This is a genomic window from Flavobacterium seoulense, assembly GCF_000695795.1.
GTDB lineage: Bacteria > Bacteroidota > Bacteroidia > Flavobacteriales > Flavobacteriaceae > Flavobacterium > Flavobacterium seoulense.
The window spans coordinates 17,248-35,031 of the sequence record NZ_JNCA01000005.1; the positions used below are offsets into that span (position 1 = coordinate 17,248).

The window sequence follows — 17,784 nt, forward strand, 5'->3', positions numbered from 1 at the left end:
TTAATTTTTATTTGATTAAACTATTCGTCTTTCATTGAGTCCCAAAAATCAGTATCTAGTTTTTTTATTTCAATTGTTTGTTCAACTTGCATTCCTAAACTATAATCATATATATACTCTGCCAATTGTTTTCCATCAATTAAAACTATTGTAGTTGACCCGTTTAAACTATTAACATAATCCATTGCTCCTTTGGAATAATATGACGTCGTAATGAAAACTCCTTTGTTGGATTGAGCAACTGCTAAAGCTCCAACAAATTTTTGAATTTCATCTCTTCCAATGCAATTATCTATTTTATATCTTTTCGCTTGAATATGTATTCTTCCAAAACCAAGTACATCTTCTTTGATAATTCCATCTATACCTCCATCATTAGATAACTTAGTAACTAATCCAGAATTTTCAACCTCTCCGCCATATCCCATTTTTTGAAGTAGCATTACAACCAACTTTTCAAATGAAACTGGAGTTTTAGTCAAAATTGTATCAATAATATCCGAGTAAACAGAATTACGAATATTTTCAAAAGATGAATACAATCTCTCCTGAGGAGTAAGTTCTGAAGTTATTTCTGTAATATTAATAGGATTACCAACAATCTTTTTTTTCTGCTTATTTGGCTCTCTTACTTGTAATTGTTTTTCAATATAAGGATTTACTTTTTCTGGAGTATTGAGTAAGTTAATTCCAGTCTGGTTTATTTTATATATTCCTCTTTTAGGTTTATCTAAAAGACCTCCCATATTTAAATAGCTTAAAGCCCAAGAAATTCTATCATAAAAAACATGACCATTCCCAGAAGGATAAATTTCATTAATTTCTTCTTCTGAAAGATTGAAATATTTAGATAATGGTTCAACGAAATCTCTAAGTCTCATTGTTTCATTTTTCAATAAGAGTTGCATAGCAGGAACTCTTATTTCGTCATGCTTAGGTATAGGCATTTATTTTATTTCAAGATTATGAGTTAGTTTCTATTATCTGAAAAAAATCTTTCAGAATTATTTTCAAATATAAGATTTTTCACAAAACTAATTAAACAATCTTAACCGAAGTCATACTCAAAGAACCACCTAGCAATTTATCATTAAACAGACTTAGTTCTTCCTGTTTTTCTTTTAGACCTAAAGTATAAATCAACGGCAAATAATGTTCAGGAGTTGGAATGGCCAATTGCAAAGCTTGACCTTGTTTTTCGTAATCAATCAAAGCCTGAAAATTACCGTCTAATAAATAGGTATTTACTTTTTCCCTTGCTTCTATCGCCCAATCAAAACCATAATTATCTACATCCATATTGTAAAAATCGACCAAGCGTAAATTATGAACTATATTTCCGCTACCTATAATAAGAATGCCTTTATGTCGCAAAGCACTTAATTGTTGTGCCAACTCAAAATGGTATTGTGGCGATTTCGAATAATCAATACTCAACTGAATCACGGGAACATTCGCATCTGGATACAAATGTTTAATCACACTCCAGGCGCCGTGATCTAATCCCCATTCATGATCGAGTTCGACTTCAGTCGGCAATAATAATTCTTTAGTTGTAATTGCTAAATCAGGATTTCCTTTGGCTGGATATTGTACTGCAAATAATTCTTTTGGAAAACCTCCAAAATCATGAATCGTTCTGGGCATTTCCATTGCAGTAACTTTTGTACCTTTAGTAAACCAATGTGCCGAAATACATAAAATCGCATTGGGCTGTGGCAACGTTTTAGCCATATTTCTAAAACCAGCTACAAATTGATTTTCTTCAATAGCATTCATCGGACTTCCGTGTCCTAGAAATAGAACTGGCATTTTTTCGGTATTCGGAAAACTGCTCGAAATTTTATGTAGGTCATTAAGTGTGTTCATAAACAAATATATTTAAATCTTTTTTACGATTACGATAAAGATTTCTAAAATAGTATAACCACAAATTATACCTATATATATATATTAAGGTGTAATTTGTGGCTAAGAAAACAGTAATCGTGTAACTCTTTATTTAGAATAAACCTGTTTCAAATAATCATTAAGACTAGCTGGTTTTCTACCTAATAATTTTTCTAAGTCACTTGAATTAGTTTGAAATTCTCCTTGCTTAATAGCTTCGGCAAAACCAACAAACATTCCTATATATTCAGCTGGAACTCCTGCTCCTTTTAAAGTTTCAGCATATTCATCTGAATTTGGATTTAGATAATTTATTTCTTTACCGGAAATTTCGCTTAAACTTTCAGCAATATCTTTCATTGAATAATTCTCAATATTGTTTGTAGCATACTCTTTATTTTCATGTCCATCGGAAATTAAAATATTTGCTGTCGCTTCGGCCAAATCAATTCTAGAAACATAAGCTGCCTGAACATCTCCCGCCGGAAAATAAATTCCTGATTCTAAAACCTGCTCTCCTAAAAACATTGGTAAAACATCTAAGTACAAATTGTTTTTAAGAATGGTATAATTTATTCCGCTTGCTTTGATAGCATTATCAGTATCAATATGAGATTGCGCTAAAAAAGCTATTGGAGAAGTTTCAGTTTCATTTTTGCGTTCAAAACTGGTATATATAATATGTTTCACTCCGGCTTCTTTGGCTGCATTAACGGCATTTAATTGTTGCTTGCTTCGGTTTGCCAAATCAGTTCCTGAAACCAAAACTAATTTATCTATACCTTGAAAAGCTGCCAACAAAGAATCATAATTGTCATAGTCTCCTTTTTTCAAATTTACTCCTTTTGCTGCCAAGTCAGCAGCTTTTGATTCGTCTCTAACTAAAGCCGAAATATGATTTGCTTCTACTCCTTTATTCAATAAAAAGTCGATTGTTAATTTTCCGAAATGTCCTGTTGCGCCAGTAACTAAAATTTTTGTATTCATTATTTTGAGATTTATTATTAATATTTATTCAAAGATAATTACATTTGCTATATAAAATATACTTACATATTAAAATATACTGATATACTTTTGTATACTAACAATAAAATCAACAGATTATGGAAACAGAAAATATAATTAGTTTTAGAGAAGCCAAAGCCTGCCCGATTCAGTTTGTATTAGCAGTAAATGATACTTTGAATGTAATTAGCGGTAAATGGAAGCTACCTATTATAGGTTCACTTTTATTCGAAAAAAGGCGTTTTACAGATATTCAACGTAATATTTCTAAAATCACTCCGCGAATGTTATCCAAAGAATTGAAAGATTTAGAAATGAATGGCATGGTCAAACGTACCGTTTATGATACCACTCCTATTACAGTGGAATACGAATTGACTGAATCAGGAAAATTACTGAGTGATGTACTGGATAAAATGTTAGAATGGGGAATCCAACATAGAGAAGCAACGATAGCTAAAAATTAATCGACGAAACTTTCGTCTTTAAAACCTATTAAGTACAATTTATTTTTGGCACGGGTCATAGCCGTATATAACCATCGAATGTAATCTCGATCTATTCCATTTGGTAAATAAGGCTGTTCTATAAAAACAGTATTCCATTGCCCACCTTGTGATTTATGACAAGTTATGGCATACGAAAATTTTACCTGAAGTCCGTTGAAATATTCGTTGGCTTTTACTTTTTGAAATTGTTTGAATTTAGTTTCACCTTCATAATCTTTTAAAACTTCCTGATACAATCTATTGGATTCTTCATAAGTCAAAGATGGCGATTCACTTTTTATAGTATCTAATAACAAAACGGTTTCAAATGGTTTCTGATTTGGATAATCGACCATTCGGATTTTAACATTTGCAAATTTGAATCCGTATAATTCTTTGATAGAGAAAATCTCCAAAATTTCGATAATATCACCATTGGCAATAAAGCCGGCTTCATCAGAATCTTTCAACCAAAAATAATTGTTCTTCACCACCATCAGGAAATCACCTGTCGAAAGTTCGCTTTCTTTATCCAGAATTTTAGATCGAATTTGCTCATTATATTGATTGGCTCTTTTATTCGAACGAACAATAAAAGCGGTATCTTCGATACTATAATTACTATAAGCCGAATTGATTGCATCCTGAATATCATAACCGTCCACTAACCGAACAATATCTTTAAACTTTCGAACATCAAATTGAAAATCGGTAATGAAAGAATCTTTTAATAACTCTCTAAGTTCGGTAGCATTATGCAAAATCCCCGAACTCTCTTCCTGACGCATAACTTCGTCCAGTTCTATATAATCAACATCCTTATTATAATGTAAATTCAATGTATCAATATCCAGCGCCGGACTCACATCTAAATTCACCGGAGGCAACTGAGCGGTATCTCCCAGCAAAATCATCTTGCAATTAGTTCCCGAATACACATACGAAATCAAATCGTCAAGCAAAGAACCATTGACATACATCTTAGAATCAGAATCCATATCAGAAATCATCGAAGCTTCATCGACTATAAAAATGGTGTTCTTATGTTTGTTTTGTTGTAATGTAAACGTGACACCGCCACCCGAAGATTTTTTAGGAAAATAAATTTTCTTATGAATCGTAAAAGCAGGTTTCTCAGAATAATTAGCAATTACCTTCGCCGCCCGACCAGTTGGCGCCAGCAAAACATATTTCTTATTGATCTCGACCAAATTATTTACAATAGTCGAAATTACAGTTGTCTTCCCTGTTCCCGCATATCCTTTAAGAACAAAAATACTGTCATTAGTAGTTTCGGTTAAAAAGATGGCAATCTTCTGAAAAAAAATATCCTGATTGTATGTTGGACTAAACGGGAATTTCTTTTTTAAAAGACTATAAAACTGGGAGGAAATCATTATTGCTATTTTGTAACAAAGTACGTTATTTTAAAAATGAATAGCAATGCCAATATTAATTTCAAAAATCAATAAAAAATGTTACTTCAAAAAATCATTCTACCTATATATAGGAGAAAAATAAATTTAAACTATTCAATATTGATATTACTATTCATTGAAATTGACATTGCCATTGATTTTTATTGCAATTGATTTTTATTGCAATTGATATTGTTTTTTGAAATTGCCTTTGCTATTATCATTGATATTGCTATTTTAAATTTGTAAGTTTGCCATTCAGAAAAAATCTTCATTAATGGACATTACCGAAAAGAAATATAAAAAACTATCCATTCAGGTTTCGCTGACGGGACTTTCTTTTTGTTGTTTTGATACACTTAACAATACTGTTTCTTCATTCAAAGATATTACTTTTGGAAGTTTTGATAAAAATTTAAAAGTAGAAGATTTATTCTCAAAGGCTTTTGATGAACATTCGGAACTGAATGAACAATATGATGATGTTCTTGTAATTCACAATAACAATCTATCTACTTTTGTCCCAACTCCACTTTTTGACGAAAATTATCTGGGAAGTTATTTGCAATACAATACTAAAGTTTTTGAAACTGATTTTTTTGCTTTTGACGAAATCAGTAATTACGAAATCAATGCTGTTTATATTCCTTATGTCAATATGAATAATTTCTTTATTGATAAATTTGGCACTTTCGAATACAAACATGCCAACAGTATTTTGGTGACCAAATTATTGGATGCTTCCAAAAATGTTGACACTAAAAAAATGATGGTTCATTTTAATACCACTCATTTTGAAATTGTAGTGATTCAAAATCAAAAGTTGTTATTGTTTAATTCTTTCGAATACCAAACTCCTGAAGATTTTATTTATTACATTTTGTTCACAGCCGAACAACTGAATCTAAATCCCGAGAATTTTCCTTTGGAATTAGTTGGGAATATTACTGCCGAAAGTCCATTTTTTAAAATAGCTTACAAATACATTCGTAATGTTTCACTTCTTGATGTGGAAGATTTACGATGGAACAATTATTTTTCTGAGGCCGAAAACAGAAATCATTTTATACTTTTCAACTCATGAGAATCATTTCAGGAAAATACAAAGGAAGACGCATCAGCCCGCCAAAAGGTTTACCCGTTCGTCCTACAACCGATATGTCTAAAGAAGCATTATTCAATGTCTTAAACAATCATTTTAATTTTGATGATTTAAAAGTTCTGGATTTATTTGCCGGAACCGGAAATATCAGTTACGAGTTTGCATCTCGTGGAAGCGAACCTATAACTTCTGTTGATGGCGATTTTGGTTGTGTAAAATTCATCAAACAAACGGCTGCTGAATACGATTTCCCAATTGCTGCAATAAAAAGTGATGTTTTTAAATTTCTGGAAAAATGCAATGCTTCGTTTGATATCGTTTTTGCCGATCCGCCTTACGGATTAGATCAGGCTACTTTTGAAAAAGTGGTGTTACTTGTTTTTGAAAGAAACATTTTGAACGAAGAAGGAATGATGGTTATTGAACATTCTAAATATACTAAGCTAAATCACTTGCCTAATTTCTCTTTTCAAAAAAGCTACGGCGGTTCAATTTTTACTTTTTTCGAATTTGAATCGGAAGATTTTGAAGAAGAATCAGAAGACGGTAACGAAGAAGAATAGTAAAAATTTCAATAAAAAAGCGATTAAGAAAGTTAAATTCCTTAATCGCTTTTTCATTTTTAAAAAGAAAAAAAACAGACCTATAAGCCGGATTCTGTCTCCGATCTCGTTCCAAAAAACGAGACGGAGCCTTATCATTTATCTAGCCTCGTTATTACTAACGAGATCGAGCTACCTACCCTTCAGCAACGGACGAGAAACCCTTAAATGCTGATATACTTGGTATTTCACCGCATAGAGTTTACCTGGTTTCACTACAGCATTACCTGTACATACTTTCTGTTGCACTTGTCCTATCCGCCGCGGCGGACGACGGGTGTTACCCGCTATGCTTCTCTGTGGTGTCCGGACTTTCCTCCTTCTTGATTACTCAAAACGGCGATAAGGCGGTCTGTGCGGCAAAACTACAACAATAAAATCATGCGAACAAAACTAGTTTAACTAGCATTTTGCAACACATTAAAAATAAATTAGTTATATTTAAATAGATTTAACTTTAATATTTCAGCATTATGAACACAATATATCACTACGATTCTGTTTCAAAAGCTTTGGACGAATTGAACGAAAATGGCTTTAATTATGACTTTAATAAAAATGAAGCTGTGATTTTAAAAAATCCGGCTAATTATGAAATCAAGCATATTTATCGTTATGAAGGGGAATCTAATCCTGATGACGAAGCGATAGTTTTTGGCATCCAATCAAAATCAGGAAAAAAAGGAGTTTATGTGGCTGGTTTTGCTGCTAATTCAATTACCGAAACTGCTCAATTATTATTAGATATTAGTATCAAATCAAGGAAAAAATGACAAGATAAATCTTTTTATAAGTCTTAAAAATTAAAAATAACAGAAAATCAAATCACTAATAAATTCTAAAAAATCTTTTAATCTTTTAATTTTTCAATCATTAAATTAAACCCTATATTTGCTTTCGAATAAAATTTCTATGGAACAATTTATAGTATCGGCTCGCAAGTATCGTCCGCAAACATTTAATGATGTTGTGGGGCAAAAAGCGATTACCAATACTTTATTGAATGCTATAGATAATAATCATCTTGCCTCTGCACTTTTATTTACCGGTCCCAGAGGTGTTGGAAAAACTACTTGTGCCCGAATTCTGGCCCGAAAAATCAATCAGCCCGGTTATGATGATCCTAACGAAGACTTTGCTTTTAATGTTTTCGAACTCGATGCTGCATCAAACAACTCTGTAGACGATATTCGTAATTTGATTGATCAGGTTCGTATCCCACCACAAACCGGAAAATACAAAGTTTATATTATTGACGAGGTGCACATGTTGTCATCGGCGGCTTTTAATGCTTTCCTTAAAACATTAGAAGAACCACCAAAACATGCCATTTTTATTTTAGCTACGACCGAAAAACACAAAATCATTCCAACGATTTTATCGCGTTGTCAAATATTTGATTTCAAAAGAATTACCGTAAAAGACGCTAAAGAACATTTGGCAGAAGTAGCTAAAAGTCAAAATATTGTTTTTGAAGATGATGCTTTGCACATTATTGCTCAAAAGGCTGATGGTGCAATGCGTGATGCTTTGTCTATTTTTGACCGTGTAGTTTCTTACTGTGGAACAAATTTAACACGTCAGGCAGTTACCGAGAATTTAAATGTTCTTGATTATGAAACTTATATTAGTGTAACTGATTTAATATTAGAGAATAAAATCCCTGATTTATTAGTTACTTTCAATGATATTCTTTCAAAAGGATTTGATGCTCACCATTTTGTAGCCGGATTAGCTAGTCATTTTAGAGATTTATTGGTAAGTAAAACACCTTCTACTTTAAGTTTATTAGAAGCCGGTGAGCAAGCTCAAAAAATGTATGGTGTTCAGGCTCAAAAATGTTCTCAGGAATTTCTTTTGCAGGGAATTGCTATTGCAAATGAATGTGATTTAAAATACAAACTGAGTCAAAACCAGCGTTTACTGGTTGAACTTTGCTTAATGCAACTAGCCTCTATCACTTTTGATGGAGAAAAAAAAAAGCTGAGTCCTTTATAATTCCGCCTACTTATTTTAGAAAAAACGATTATTCAATAGTAGAACAAACTAAAACTGTTGAAAATAAAGTCGTTAATCCGACAAATACCCAAAAAGAAAATCCCTCAGCAGTTCCATCTCCTGAAGTTCCAAAAAAAACAGAACCAGCAACTACCGGACCTCAATTTTCGGCATTATCATTATCAAGTATTCGTGCCAAAAAAGCATTAGAAGACAACAAAAAAGTAGTTGTAAGAGAAACTGTGGAATTGCCAACTGAAGCTTTTACAGAAACTGAGATGTTACTACAATGGAACAATTATGCTAAGAGACTTGGGGATAAAGGTTTTAGAATTATGGAATCTTTACTCCTTATTAATGATCCGGTTTTAAACGGAACAACCATAAGTATTGAATTACCAAATGAAGGCTCGAAACTGGATTTCGAAAAAGAAATGAATGGACTTTTAGGTCATCTTAGAGGTCATCTACACAATCATAATGTTACTATTGACATAATTGTAAATGAAAATGTAGCTATCAAAAAAGCATTAAATGATCAGGATCGATACAATCGTTTACATGAAATAAATCCAAATATTGATCTGTTAAGAACAACATTTGGATTAGATTTAAATATTTAATTTGAGTATTTTTTTATCTAAAAATTAGATTTTTCCAAAATACATTGCTTTTACAATACCATCAGAAAGTCCGATTTTAGGAACATAAATATTTCTGGCTCCACTCCATTTCATTGCATTAAGATAAATACGAACCGCAGGAATAATTACGTCGGCACGATCAGGATTCAATCCTAATTCGGAAATTCTTTGATTGTAGCTTAATGAATTCAAAAAGGCATATTGCGAATTAACATATAAATAGGACAATGGTTTGTCCTGCATTTTGCCTGACATTTTGAATAATTTATTAATGTTTCCACCAGATCCTATTAAGGTAACTTCATCAAAATCGGCAGTGTTTGTTCTTATCCATTTTTCGATTTCCTGCCAAACAATATCGCTAACCATTTCATTAAGCAAACGTACAGTACCCACTTTGAACGATCTTGAGGTTACCATTTTTCCATCAGAAAACAATGTAAATTCGGTACTACCACCACCTACATCAACAAATAAATACGTTTTATCTGTTTTTAATAGATGATGTAAATCAGTTGAAGCAATAATGGCTGCTTCTTTTTTTCCATCAATAATTTCGATTTTTATATCAGCTTTTTTCTTGATAAGAGCCACAACTTCTTTACCATTATAAGCTTCGCGCATGGCTGAAGTGGCAAAAGCTTTGTAAGATTCTACCTTATGAACTTTCATTAAAAGGTTAAATGCTTTCATAGCATCGCACATTCGATCAATGTTTTCAGTCGAAATTTCTCCTACTGTAAAGGCATCCTGACCTAAACGAATAGGCACACGGACTAACGAACTTTTATTAAATTGGGTTTCTTTTCCTTCTTGTTCAACAATATTGACAACTAACAATCGCATGGCATTTGATCCAATATCGATTGCGGCATATTTTTTAATTTTAATCATTCTCTTTTTTTATTTTATCAATATTTAGATGCTAATTTCTTCTAACAAACCTACTTTTCTTTGGTAATATTTATAGGTTTCTAATTGTGCTCTAAATATATTTTTGCCATCATTAGCGCGGTATTTATTATCTAATTTGTACGAATGGAAACGTGCTTTTACATTTCCTTTCCATCCGATATCAAAGTTTTCAATTAATTCATTTTTGATATCCTGATCATAAATTGGACAAGTTACTTCGACACGCCCATCTAAATTTCGGGTCATAAAATCGGCCGAAGAAATATAAACTTCGGTTTGACCTCCGTTTCCAAAAATATACACTCTTGAATGTTCCAGATAGTTATCAACAATACTTATGGCTTCGATATTTTCGCTTAAACCTTTAATTCCGGGAATCAAAGAGCAAATTCCTCTTACTTCTAACTGAATTTTAACACCAGCTTTACTGGCTTCATACAATTTATCAATAATATCAAAATCTGACAAACTATTCATTTTCAATTTCATATAAGCAACTCTACCAGCCATTGCATGAGAAATTTCGCGATCAATAAATTTGTAAAACTTGGATCTCGTATAATGTGGTGAAACAATAAGATGTTTGTAGCGATGCACTCTATAATTGATATTAAAGAACTCAAATACTTTTGAAATATCCTTTAAAATTTGCTGATGACTTGTAAAAAGCGTCACATCAGTATAAATTTTGGCTGTTGCTTCGTTGAAATTTCCTGTCGAAATAAAGCCATAACGTTTATTTTTTCCGTTTTCAATTCGCTCAATAACGCATATTTTACTGTGTACTTTTAGTCCTTTGATACCAAAAATAAGATCAATTCCTTCTGTTTGCATTTGTTCCGCATACGAAATATTCGAAGCTTCATCAAAACGAGCCTGTAATTCTATTTGAACAGTCACTTTTTTTCCGTTTTTAGCAGCATTTATCAGCGAACTAATAATTTGCGAATTTTTAGCTAATCGGTACAAAGTAATTTTTATAGTGGTTACTTTTGGGTCTAAAGCAGCCTCTCTTAAAAACTTAGTCAAATAAGAAAATGATTGATAAGGTGCATGTAACAAATAATCTTTTTTACTGATTTTTTCCAGAATACTGCTTTCTAAATCAAGTCCAGGAATAGGCAACGGCAGGTTTTTTTTGTACAATAAATCAAATCTGCCCAGATTAGGAAAATCCATATAATCTCTTCTGTTATGGTATCTTCCACCAGGAATGATACTATCAGTTGAGACAATTTTCATTTTGTCTAAGAAAAATTGCAGCGTGTCATCTTCAATCAATTGGTCATAAATAAAACGCACAGGCTCACCTATTCGTCTTTCTTTTACACTGGTTGATATTTTTTCGAGCATACTTTTACTCAAATCACTATCAATATCTAATTGCGCATCACGGCTAATTTTGATCATGTGGGCAGAAATACTTTCGCAATCAAAAATATTGAAGATACTTTTAAGATTATGTCGGATTACATCATCAATAAGAATAACATATTTTTTACTGTCTTTAGAAGGCAATACAACAAAACGGTTCATTGTTTTTGGAATTTCTATGATAGCATAATGCACTTCGGCGTCTTTTTTCATGACTAATTTTACTGCCAAATAGCCTATATTATCTTTCAACAAAGGAAATTCGGCCAAATCATTTAAGATAATTGTAACCAGTTCCGGACTTAAAGTTTGGATAAAAAAGTCTTTCAAAAAGATTTCCTGCTCTTCAGAAATTTCATTTTCGTCAATGATAAAGATATTTTCAGTTTCCAATTTTGTTTCTATTTCTCGAAGTATTGCTAAACTTTCGGTTTGATGCTGGATTACAATTTCAGTAATATCTTTGACTAATTGTTGTGCCGAAATTCCTCCTAAAATTTTCTCTCCTGTTTTTCCTGACAAACTCAATCGACGAATGGCAGCAAAACGAACTCTAAAAAATTCGTCTAAATTATTCGAAAAAATACCTAAAAATCGTAATCTGTCTAATAATGGAACCGAATCGTCTGCGGCTTCCTGAAGTACTCTGGCATTAAAAGCTAACCAACTTTTTTCTCTATCAATATATTTTTGATCCAACATTTTGTTATTTTAAATCTTTTGGAATTATTATTTTTTTAGTTTTTCCTTTATTAATTTCAGCCCAGTTATCAGTGTCAAATTCAAGCGAAACAAAGCCACTGGTAGGGACATTTTCGATATATTCATTTCCAAATTTATTAACAAAATTTGTAATTGCAGCATTATGCCCAAAAAGAATTACACTATCAAATGTATTAGCACAAGATTTAATAATTTCTTCTAATTTCTTTTCATCAAAAGTGTATAATTCGGGTTTGAAAACGATATTTTCTATAGGGTACAAAATATTCTGAGCAAAAATAACAGCCGTATCCGAAGCTCTTTTTGCAATACTACTCCAAATAATAAACGTTTGTGGCAAATAATTAAATATAGCTGATGACACTAAATGAGCATCTTTCATCCCTCTTTGTTCAAGCGGTCTGTCAATATCTTTTAACGGAAAATCCCAACTGGATTTTGCATGCCTGATTAGAATTAAATTTTTCATAAGCTAAATTTTTTAAACTTTACTTTTTAAATCTCTTTTATTAGAAAGATACAATTAATCTTCAAATAAATTTTTAATCCTTAATTTAAAAAAGCTTATAACGCTTGTTTCTTTTTTTTAAAAATAAAATTGCTATAAATTAATATTGTAATAAAAAAAATACAAATGTTAATTTTTAACACATTTAAACGTATTTATTTACACTTAATCGTGTTTTTTATTTTCTACTTCACTAAATTTGATGAGAAATTGAGTTAAAAAACATCAATCTAATTTTTTGCAATAATTCATTTTAAAATCTTGAATAGCAAAAGAACATTTTTTAATTTAAAACAGATTAAAATAACAGTTAACTAATTTTTAAGGTTTATTTCACAAATAAAAAGTGCTTTTTAACGAGTATTTAGGTTGTTGAAAGAGAAAAAGTACAAGGTATATTATATATAAATAATTTTAGCCTATTAAAAAATTAACTAAAGAAAACTACAAATAAATCTAACATGAAAAACTTTTCTAAAACCCCCTCACTAAATTTGGAATTAAACAGGTTTAATATCCAAAATTGGAAAATAGAAGTAGTTCTAAAAACTATAATCTTTTTTTTAGTTTTATTTTCTTTTCAAAGTAGTATAGCGCAAGCAACTAATTCTAAAGATATCAATGAATTAAACTCTTTTCTTTCGAAATTAAAGGCAACTTCTGCTTCAGAGTATAAAGAATTAGATGATTTAATTAATAAACCAAATTCAATCATTTATATCAATGAAAATACGATGAAAACATTTGGAGAAAACTATACTGCATTATTCTTTGATATAGCTTCTTTAAATTATCTAAAAAGTAATACTATAGATTCTAATAATATTGAAATTGTTAGAATTAACATTAAAAAATCTAGTGATATCAACACTAAAATAGATCTCTCTATTTTTTCTAATTATCCAAAATTAAAATACATCTATATTTTTTCCGGAATAAATATTAGTGAACAAAATATTAGTAATATGATTATTAATAATACAGAAAAATACACTCTTTTATATCAAATAGCAGAAGCAGAATAGTTGTATCATCTACAAAAACTAGAAAACATGAATAAACTCTACTCTAAAACCAAAAATTCCGCTTTACTTTATTTACTAATAATTAGTATTGTTTTGCTTGGAAATTTATTTAAAGTTGATGCCCAAGTTAGAGTCCCTTTTAAACAAAGAGCTTCTTCTACAGCTCCTTTCACTAAAAATTACAAAGTGAAAGGTGATTTTACGTTAATAGGAAATACCAATTTAACACTATCGACCTATTTTGATAATCTTGACAATTCAAATAATCAAATGGTGTATGTTGATGTTGATGGGAATTCAAATACATTTAACTCTTCTTCTTCAACATTAGCATTACCTACTGATGATGGAGCAGCTTCTAATTGCTCTAACATTGTTTTTGCCGGTTTATACTGGACTGGTAGAGCTTCTAATGGAAGTTCAAGTAATAATACTTTTTCAGTAACTAAAACAGTAAATAGTACACAAACTGTTAATGATAATTCTACAGTTGGGCATGATGGTTCAATTACAAATACAAATTACACATTAACTGTTTCAAGAAATGATCCTGGAAATAATAACAACAATAGAAGCCCTATATATACTTTTTCAGGAAATGGGAATACTTATGTATTTAATTTTTATAATAATAATAACACCGGTAATACGAATAAAGTAACACTTTCAGTCAATGGAGCTACAGCTCAAAATGTTTCTTTACAAAGTATTTCAAATACAGAAGCAGTATTAAGCACTCCTTATGAAATTACTGATGGTACAGTTACAATAAAAATTAAAAAATTAATAAGAGATGCAAGTGTTACTTTGAGTAGTAACAATACTAGATCAACTTCGTTTGCAGATGTTAATGTTTCAGGAACTGCTAATGTACCAACAGCAGTAACAAAGACTTATGACAAAACTAAAATCTCATTAAAAGGACCTGGTGATACCAATTATACCATCATCTCTGCAAGCCAAAACGGAAATAATAGTGAAATTTATTATCCAACAACTTCAGATGGTTTTATGTATTCCGCTTATGCTGATGTGACCAGTTTTGTAAAAAGCCGAGGAATAGGTGAATATACTGCGGCTGATATTGCTTTAGTAGAAGGAGATGGTGGTAGTACCGGTTACTATGGTGGTTGGTCTATGATTGTAATTTATGAAAACTCCAACATGAAAAACAGGGACATAACCGTCTTTGATGGTCATGCCTATGTAACAGGAAACTTAACCGCTAGTTATGATATTGATGTTACTGGTTTTAATGCTGTACAAACAGGTGATGTAGGTATTAAATTAGGATTAGTAGCGGGTGAAGGAGATAAAAATATAATTGGTGATTATTTTCAAATACAAAAATTAAATACTTCAAATTATCAAGATCTTAGTCATTCAGGAAATTCAACAGCTAATTTCTTTAATTCTTCTATACAAACGGGTGGAAATACAAGAAATCCAAATCTGTTAAATAATACAGGACTGGATATTAGTATGTTTAAAATTCCAAATGCAGGAAATACCATAATTGGAAATAATCAAACATCAACAAAATTTAGATACGGATCTATTCAAGATACTTATGTTATTTTTGCGTTAGCAATGTCTGTAGATGCCTATGTACCGGAAATGGAAGGTACTATTACCGCTACAACAATTAACGGAAGTCCTGTGGTAGGTAGCGGGCCTTATACTGCATTGCCAGGTCAAGAATTAGGGTACAAAGTTCAAATTAAAAACAAAGGAACAGAAATTATTAAGGATTCTAAAATAGTTATTCCTGTCCCTTATAATGCAACTTATGTCGCTAATAGTGCTACCAAAAATATTACTTTTACTCCGGCACCTAGTCCAAACAGTTTAACATTTGATCCTACTCTTGGTGCAAATGGTTCAATTGTTTGGAATATTGGTTCTTTACCATTACCTGCTAATCCGGATACAGTTTTAGCTGAACTTACATTTAAATTTAAAGTAACTGAAAATTGTACTTTGCTTAAAAATGCTAATTGCAGCAATACTCTTTCTGTTAATGGTTTGATGACTGGAACAGGATTTACTTCAAATGTAAATATCACTGACAAATCATTTATACAAGGATATTCAACAAGTGGTAGCTGTCAGGGAAATGCAATAGCAGCCCCTATTGTAACCAATATCAATGCTACAGATTTTGTTAATAACAATTGTCAGTCTACTCCTCCGGTTATTGCCTTTACTTTTTGTAATGCAGGAGCTACAATTCCTATTTCTGATGTAGCTGGAGCTTTTCCTCCAGGATCTACATTTTATGATTCACTTGCAAAAACTAATCAATATACTACTAGTAATCCTTTTCCAGCTACAGTAGGTACTAAAACTTACTATGCTATTCCTGCAGGAGTAACTAGTGGTTGTTATTTTGAATTTACAATTAATGTTACAAGTATTAATTCATCACCTACAGTCTCAAATGTAAAATATTGTATGGGTGAAACTGCTGTTCCATTAACAGCCACGAAAACTAATAATGCCTATACATTATACTATTACACAAGTACTACTTCATCAGCACAATCATCAATTACACCTCTTACTGATACCGTTGGAGAAACTACTTATTATGTTGCAGAAGGACAATCTAATGCTTGTATTGGACCAAAAGTTCCAATTGTAGTAACTGTTAATGCTAAACCAGTAGCTCCAACTACAACTTTGGTGCAGCCAAATTGTACTACAGCAACTGGAACAATTACTATTTCTGCTCCTACTGGAACAGGAATGACTTATAGTATTAACGGTACAAATTATGTAAGTAGTGCGACATTCTCAAATGTAACTCCTGGAACGTATTCAGTAACGGCTAAATCAGCTGCCGGATGTATTTCTAATGCAACTAGCGTAACTATAAATGCGCAACCTGCAACTCCTGCGGCTCCGACTACAACTTTGGTACAGCCAACTTGTACTGTAGCAACTGGAACAATTACTATTACTGCTCCTACTGGAACTGGAATGACTTATAGCATTAATGGTTCAAATTATGTAAGCAGTGCGACATTCTCAAATGTAACTCCTGGAACGTATTCAGTAACGGCTAAATCAGCTGCCGGATGTATTTCTAATGCAACTAGCGTAACTATAAATGCGCAACCTGCAACTCCTGCGGCTCCTACAGCTAGTAACCAAACTGTTTGTTCTGATGGAAATCCAAATCAAACTTTAACTGCTACGGCTACTGGCGGAACAATTACATGGTATGATGCAGCAACAGTTGGAAATGTTGTAGCTAATCCTACTCAAGTTGGGGTTGGTACTAAAACTTATTATGCACAAGCTTCTAATGGAACTTGTTCTAGTCTAACTCGTACTGCGGTTACTTTGACTGTTCACCCTGCTGCAGGTATTCCTACTGCAAGCAATGTTGAATATTGTGAAGGAACTACTGCTCAACCATTAACTGCAACAGCAACTAATCCTAGTTATACATTATATTACTATACTTCTGAAAATTCAGCTCCTCAATCATCAATAACTCCTTTAACAACCACTCCAGGAGAATTCACATATTATGTAGCTGAAGGCATAAACAATTCCTGTATTGGTACTAAAAAAGCAATTACAGTAACTATTCATCCTAAATCTGTTATAACTACTCAACCAATAAATCAAAACATTACTTATGGAGATAATGCTAGTTTTACCGTTAGTGCTACAAATGTTACGTCTTACCAATGGCAAGTAAATACTGGATCTGGTTTTGTTAATATTACAAATGATAGTTTTTATTCTAACGCTACAACAGCTACATTAAATATAACTAGACCAACAGTTGGGATGAGTTCTTATACTTATCGTGCTATCTTAAAAGGTAGATGCACAGAAACAGAAACTCAAACTGCTAAAGTAACTGTTTCACCTAAAGCAGTAACTGTTACTGCTGATAATAAATCAAAAGTATACGGGGAACAAAATCCTGTGCTTACTGCTGTGGTAACAGGTGCAGTAGCCGGTGGTGATGCTGTCGCTTATACTCATCTGACGCTGCCGACGAATAGAGAGGGGGAGCTCGCGGGGGCCGGCGGATTATTAAAAACAGAAGATCAGGTAGGGCCGCACACA

15 protein-coding genes and 1 other RNA gene are annotated in these 17,784 nt (G+C 31.9%); 8 read left to right on the forward strand and 8 right to left on the reverse strand.

The features are described 5' to 3' along the window. Positions 1–20: 20 nt before the first annotated feature. The 3 genes from FEM21_RS02895 to FEM21_RS02905 form a co-directional block, all read right to left on the reverse strand. Positions 21–947 (reverse strand): restriction endonuclease, encoded by a 927-nt coding sequence (locus tag FEM21_RS02895; RefSeq protein WP_035657580.1) that lies wholly within the window; start codon positions 945–947, stop codon positions 21–23. A 91-nt stretch (positions 948–1,038) separates the two neighbouring features. Then, entirely contained in the window at positions 1,039–1,869 is an 831-nt protein-coding gene (gene ygiD, locus FEM21_RS02900) for a 4,5-DOPA-extradiol-dioxygenase (protein ID WP_035657582.1), read from the reverse strand. Positions 1,870–1,998: 129 nt separating this feature from the next. Beyond that, positions 1,999–2,877, reverse strand: coding sequence for an SDR family oxidoreductase (locus tag FEM21_RS02905; protein WP_035657584.1), 879 nt, complete (start codon positions 2,875–2,877; stop codon positions 1,999–2,001). Positions 2,878–2,996: 119 nt separating this feature from the next. Here FEM21_RS02905 and FEM21_RS02910 point away from each other — a divergent pair, with 119 nt between their 5' ends. Continuing rightward, a complete protein-coding gene (locus FEM21_RS02910; RefSeq protein ID WP_051627466.1) occupies positions 2,997–3,365 on the forward strand; it encodes a winged helix-turn-helix transcriptional regulator in 369 nt (122 codons plus the stop codon). On the opposite strand, the gene FEM21_RS02915 is transcribed toward FEM21_RS02910, so the two are convergent. Further along, positions 3,362–4,783 carry an ATP-dependent DNA helicase gene (locus FEM21_RS02915; RefSeq protein WP_035657586.1) on the reverse strand — a complete coding sequence of 474 codons (1,422 nt, stop codon included), beginning with the start codon at positions 4,781–4,783 and terminating at the stop codon, positions 3,362–3,364. The two genes, FEM21_RS02910 and FEM21_RS02915, sit on opposite strands and share 4 nt — an antisense overlap. 298 nt (positions 4,784–5,081) lie before the next feature. Here FEM21_RS02915 and FEM21_RS02920 point away from each other — a divergent pair, with 298 nt between their 5' ends. Continuing rightward, positions 5,082–5,888, forward strand: a complete 807-nt coding sequence (locus tag FEM21_RS02920) for a DUF3822 family protein (RefSeq protein WP_035657589.1) — start codon at positions 5,082–5,084, stop codon at positions 5,886–5,888. Next, entirely contained in the window at positions 5,885–6,469 is a 585-nt protein-coding gene (locus FEM21_RS02925) for an RsmD family RNA methyltransferase (protein ID WP_035657592.1), read from the forward strand. The genes FEM21_RS02920 and FEM21_RS02925 overlap by 4 nt, the downstream gene beginning before the upstream one ends. Before the next feature lie 67 nt (positions 6,470–6,536). Here the strand turns inward: FEM21_RS02925 and rnpB are convergent. After that, positions 6,537–6,867: RNase P RNA component class A (gene rnpB, locus FEM21_RS16130), an RNA gene on the reverse strand. A gap of 114 nt (positions 6,868–6,981) precedes the next feature. On the opposite strand from rnpB, the gene FEM21_RS02930 reads away from it, so the two are divergent. The 3 genes from FEM21_RS02930 (at position 6,982) to FEM21_RS02940 (ending at position 9,129) form a co-directional block, all read left to right on the forward strand. Then, on the forward strand, positions 6,982–7,281 hold the full coding sequence (locus FEM21_RS02930) for a hypothetical protein (protein WP_035657594.1): 300 nt from the start codon (positions 6,982–6,984) through the stop codon (positions 7,279–7,281). A 139-nt stretch (positions 7,282–7,420) separates the two neighbouring features. Then, the gene (gene dnaX / locus FEM21_RS02935; protein WP_035657596.1) at positions 7,421–8,506 is read left to right on the forward strand and encodes a DNA polymerase III subunit gamma/tau; all 1,086 of its coding nucleotides are present in this window, start codon (positions 7,421–7,423) and stop codon (positions 8,504–8,506) included. Positions 8,507–8,748: 242 nt separating this feature from the next. Then, positions 8,749–9,129: a DNA polymerase III gene (locus FEM21_RS02940; protein WP_236353505.1), complete on the forward strand. Its 381-nt coding sequence runs from the start codon at positions 8,749–8,751 to the stop codon at positions 9,127–9,129. Between the two features lie 24 nt (positions 9,130–9,153). On the opposite strand, the gene FEM21_RS02945 is transcribed toward FEM21_RS02940, so the two are convergent. From FEM21_RS02945 to FEM21_RS02955, 3 genes are read right to left on the reverse strand one after another with little or no spacing between them, the layout of a single operon-like run. Continuing rightward, entirely contained in the window at positions 9,154–10,044 is an 891-nt protein-coding gene (locus FEM21_RS02945) for a Ppx/GppA phosphatase family protein (RefSeq protein ID WP_035657601.1), read from the reverse strand. 24 nt (positions 10,045–10,068) lie between these two features. Continuing rightward, entirely contained in the window at positions 10,069–12,141 is a 2,073-nt protein-coding gene (gene ppk1, locus FEM21_RS02950) for a polyphosphate kinase 1 (protein ID WP_035657603.1), read from the reverse strand. A gap of 4 nt (positions 12,142–12,145) precedes the next feature. Next, positions 12,146–12,631: a SixA phosphatase family protein gene (locus FEM21_RS02955; RefSeq protein WP_035657605.1), complete on the reverse strand. Its 486-nt coding sequence runs from the start codon at positions 12,629–12,631 to the stop codon at positions 12,146–12,148. Positions 12,632–13,131: 500 nt separating this feature from the next. Between FEM21_RS02955 and FEM21_RS02960 the strand changes: the two genes are divergently transcribed. Both FEM21_RS02960 and FEM21_RS16125 read left to right on the forward strand, forming a co-directional pair. Continuing rightward, positions 13,132–13,695 carry a hypothetical protein gene (locus FEM21_RS02960; RefSeq protein ID WP_152547359.1) on the forward strand — a complete coding sequence of 188 codons (564 nt, stop codon included), beginning with the start codon at positions 13,132–13,134 and terminating at the stop codon, positions 13,693–13,695. A 27-nt stretch (positions 13,696–13,722) separates the two neighbouring features. Further along, the coding region (locus tag FEM21_RS16125) for an Ig-like domain-containing protein (RefSeq protein WP_051627467.1) at positions 13,723–17,784 on the forward strand (4,062 nt) is incomplete at its 3' end.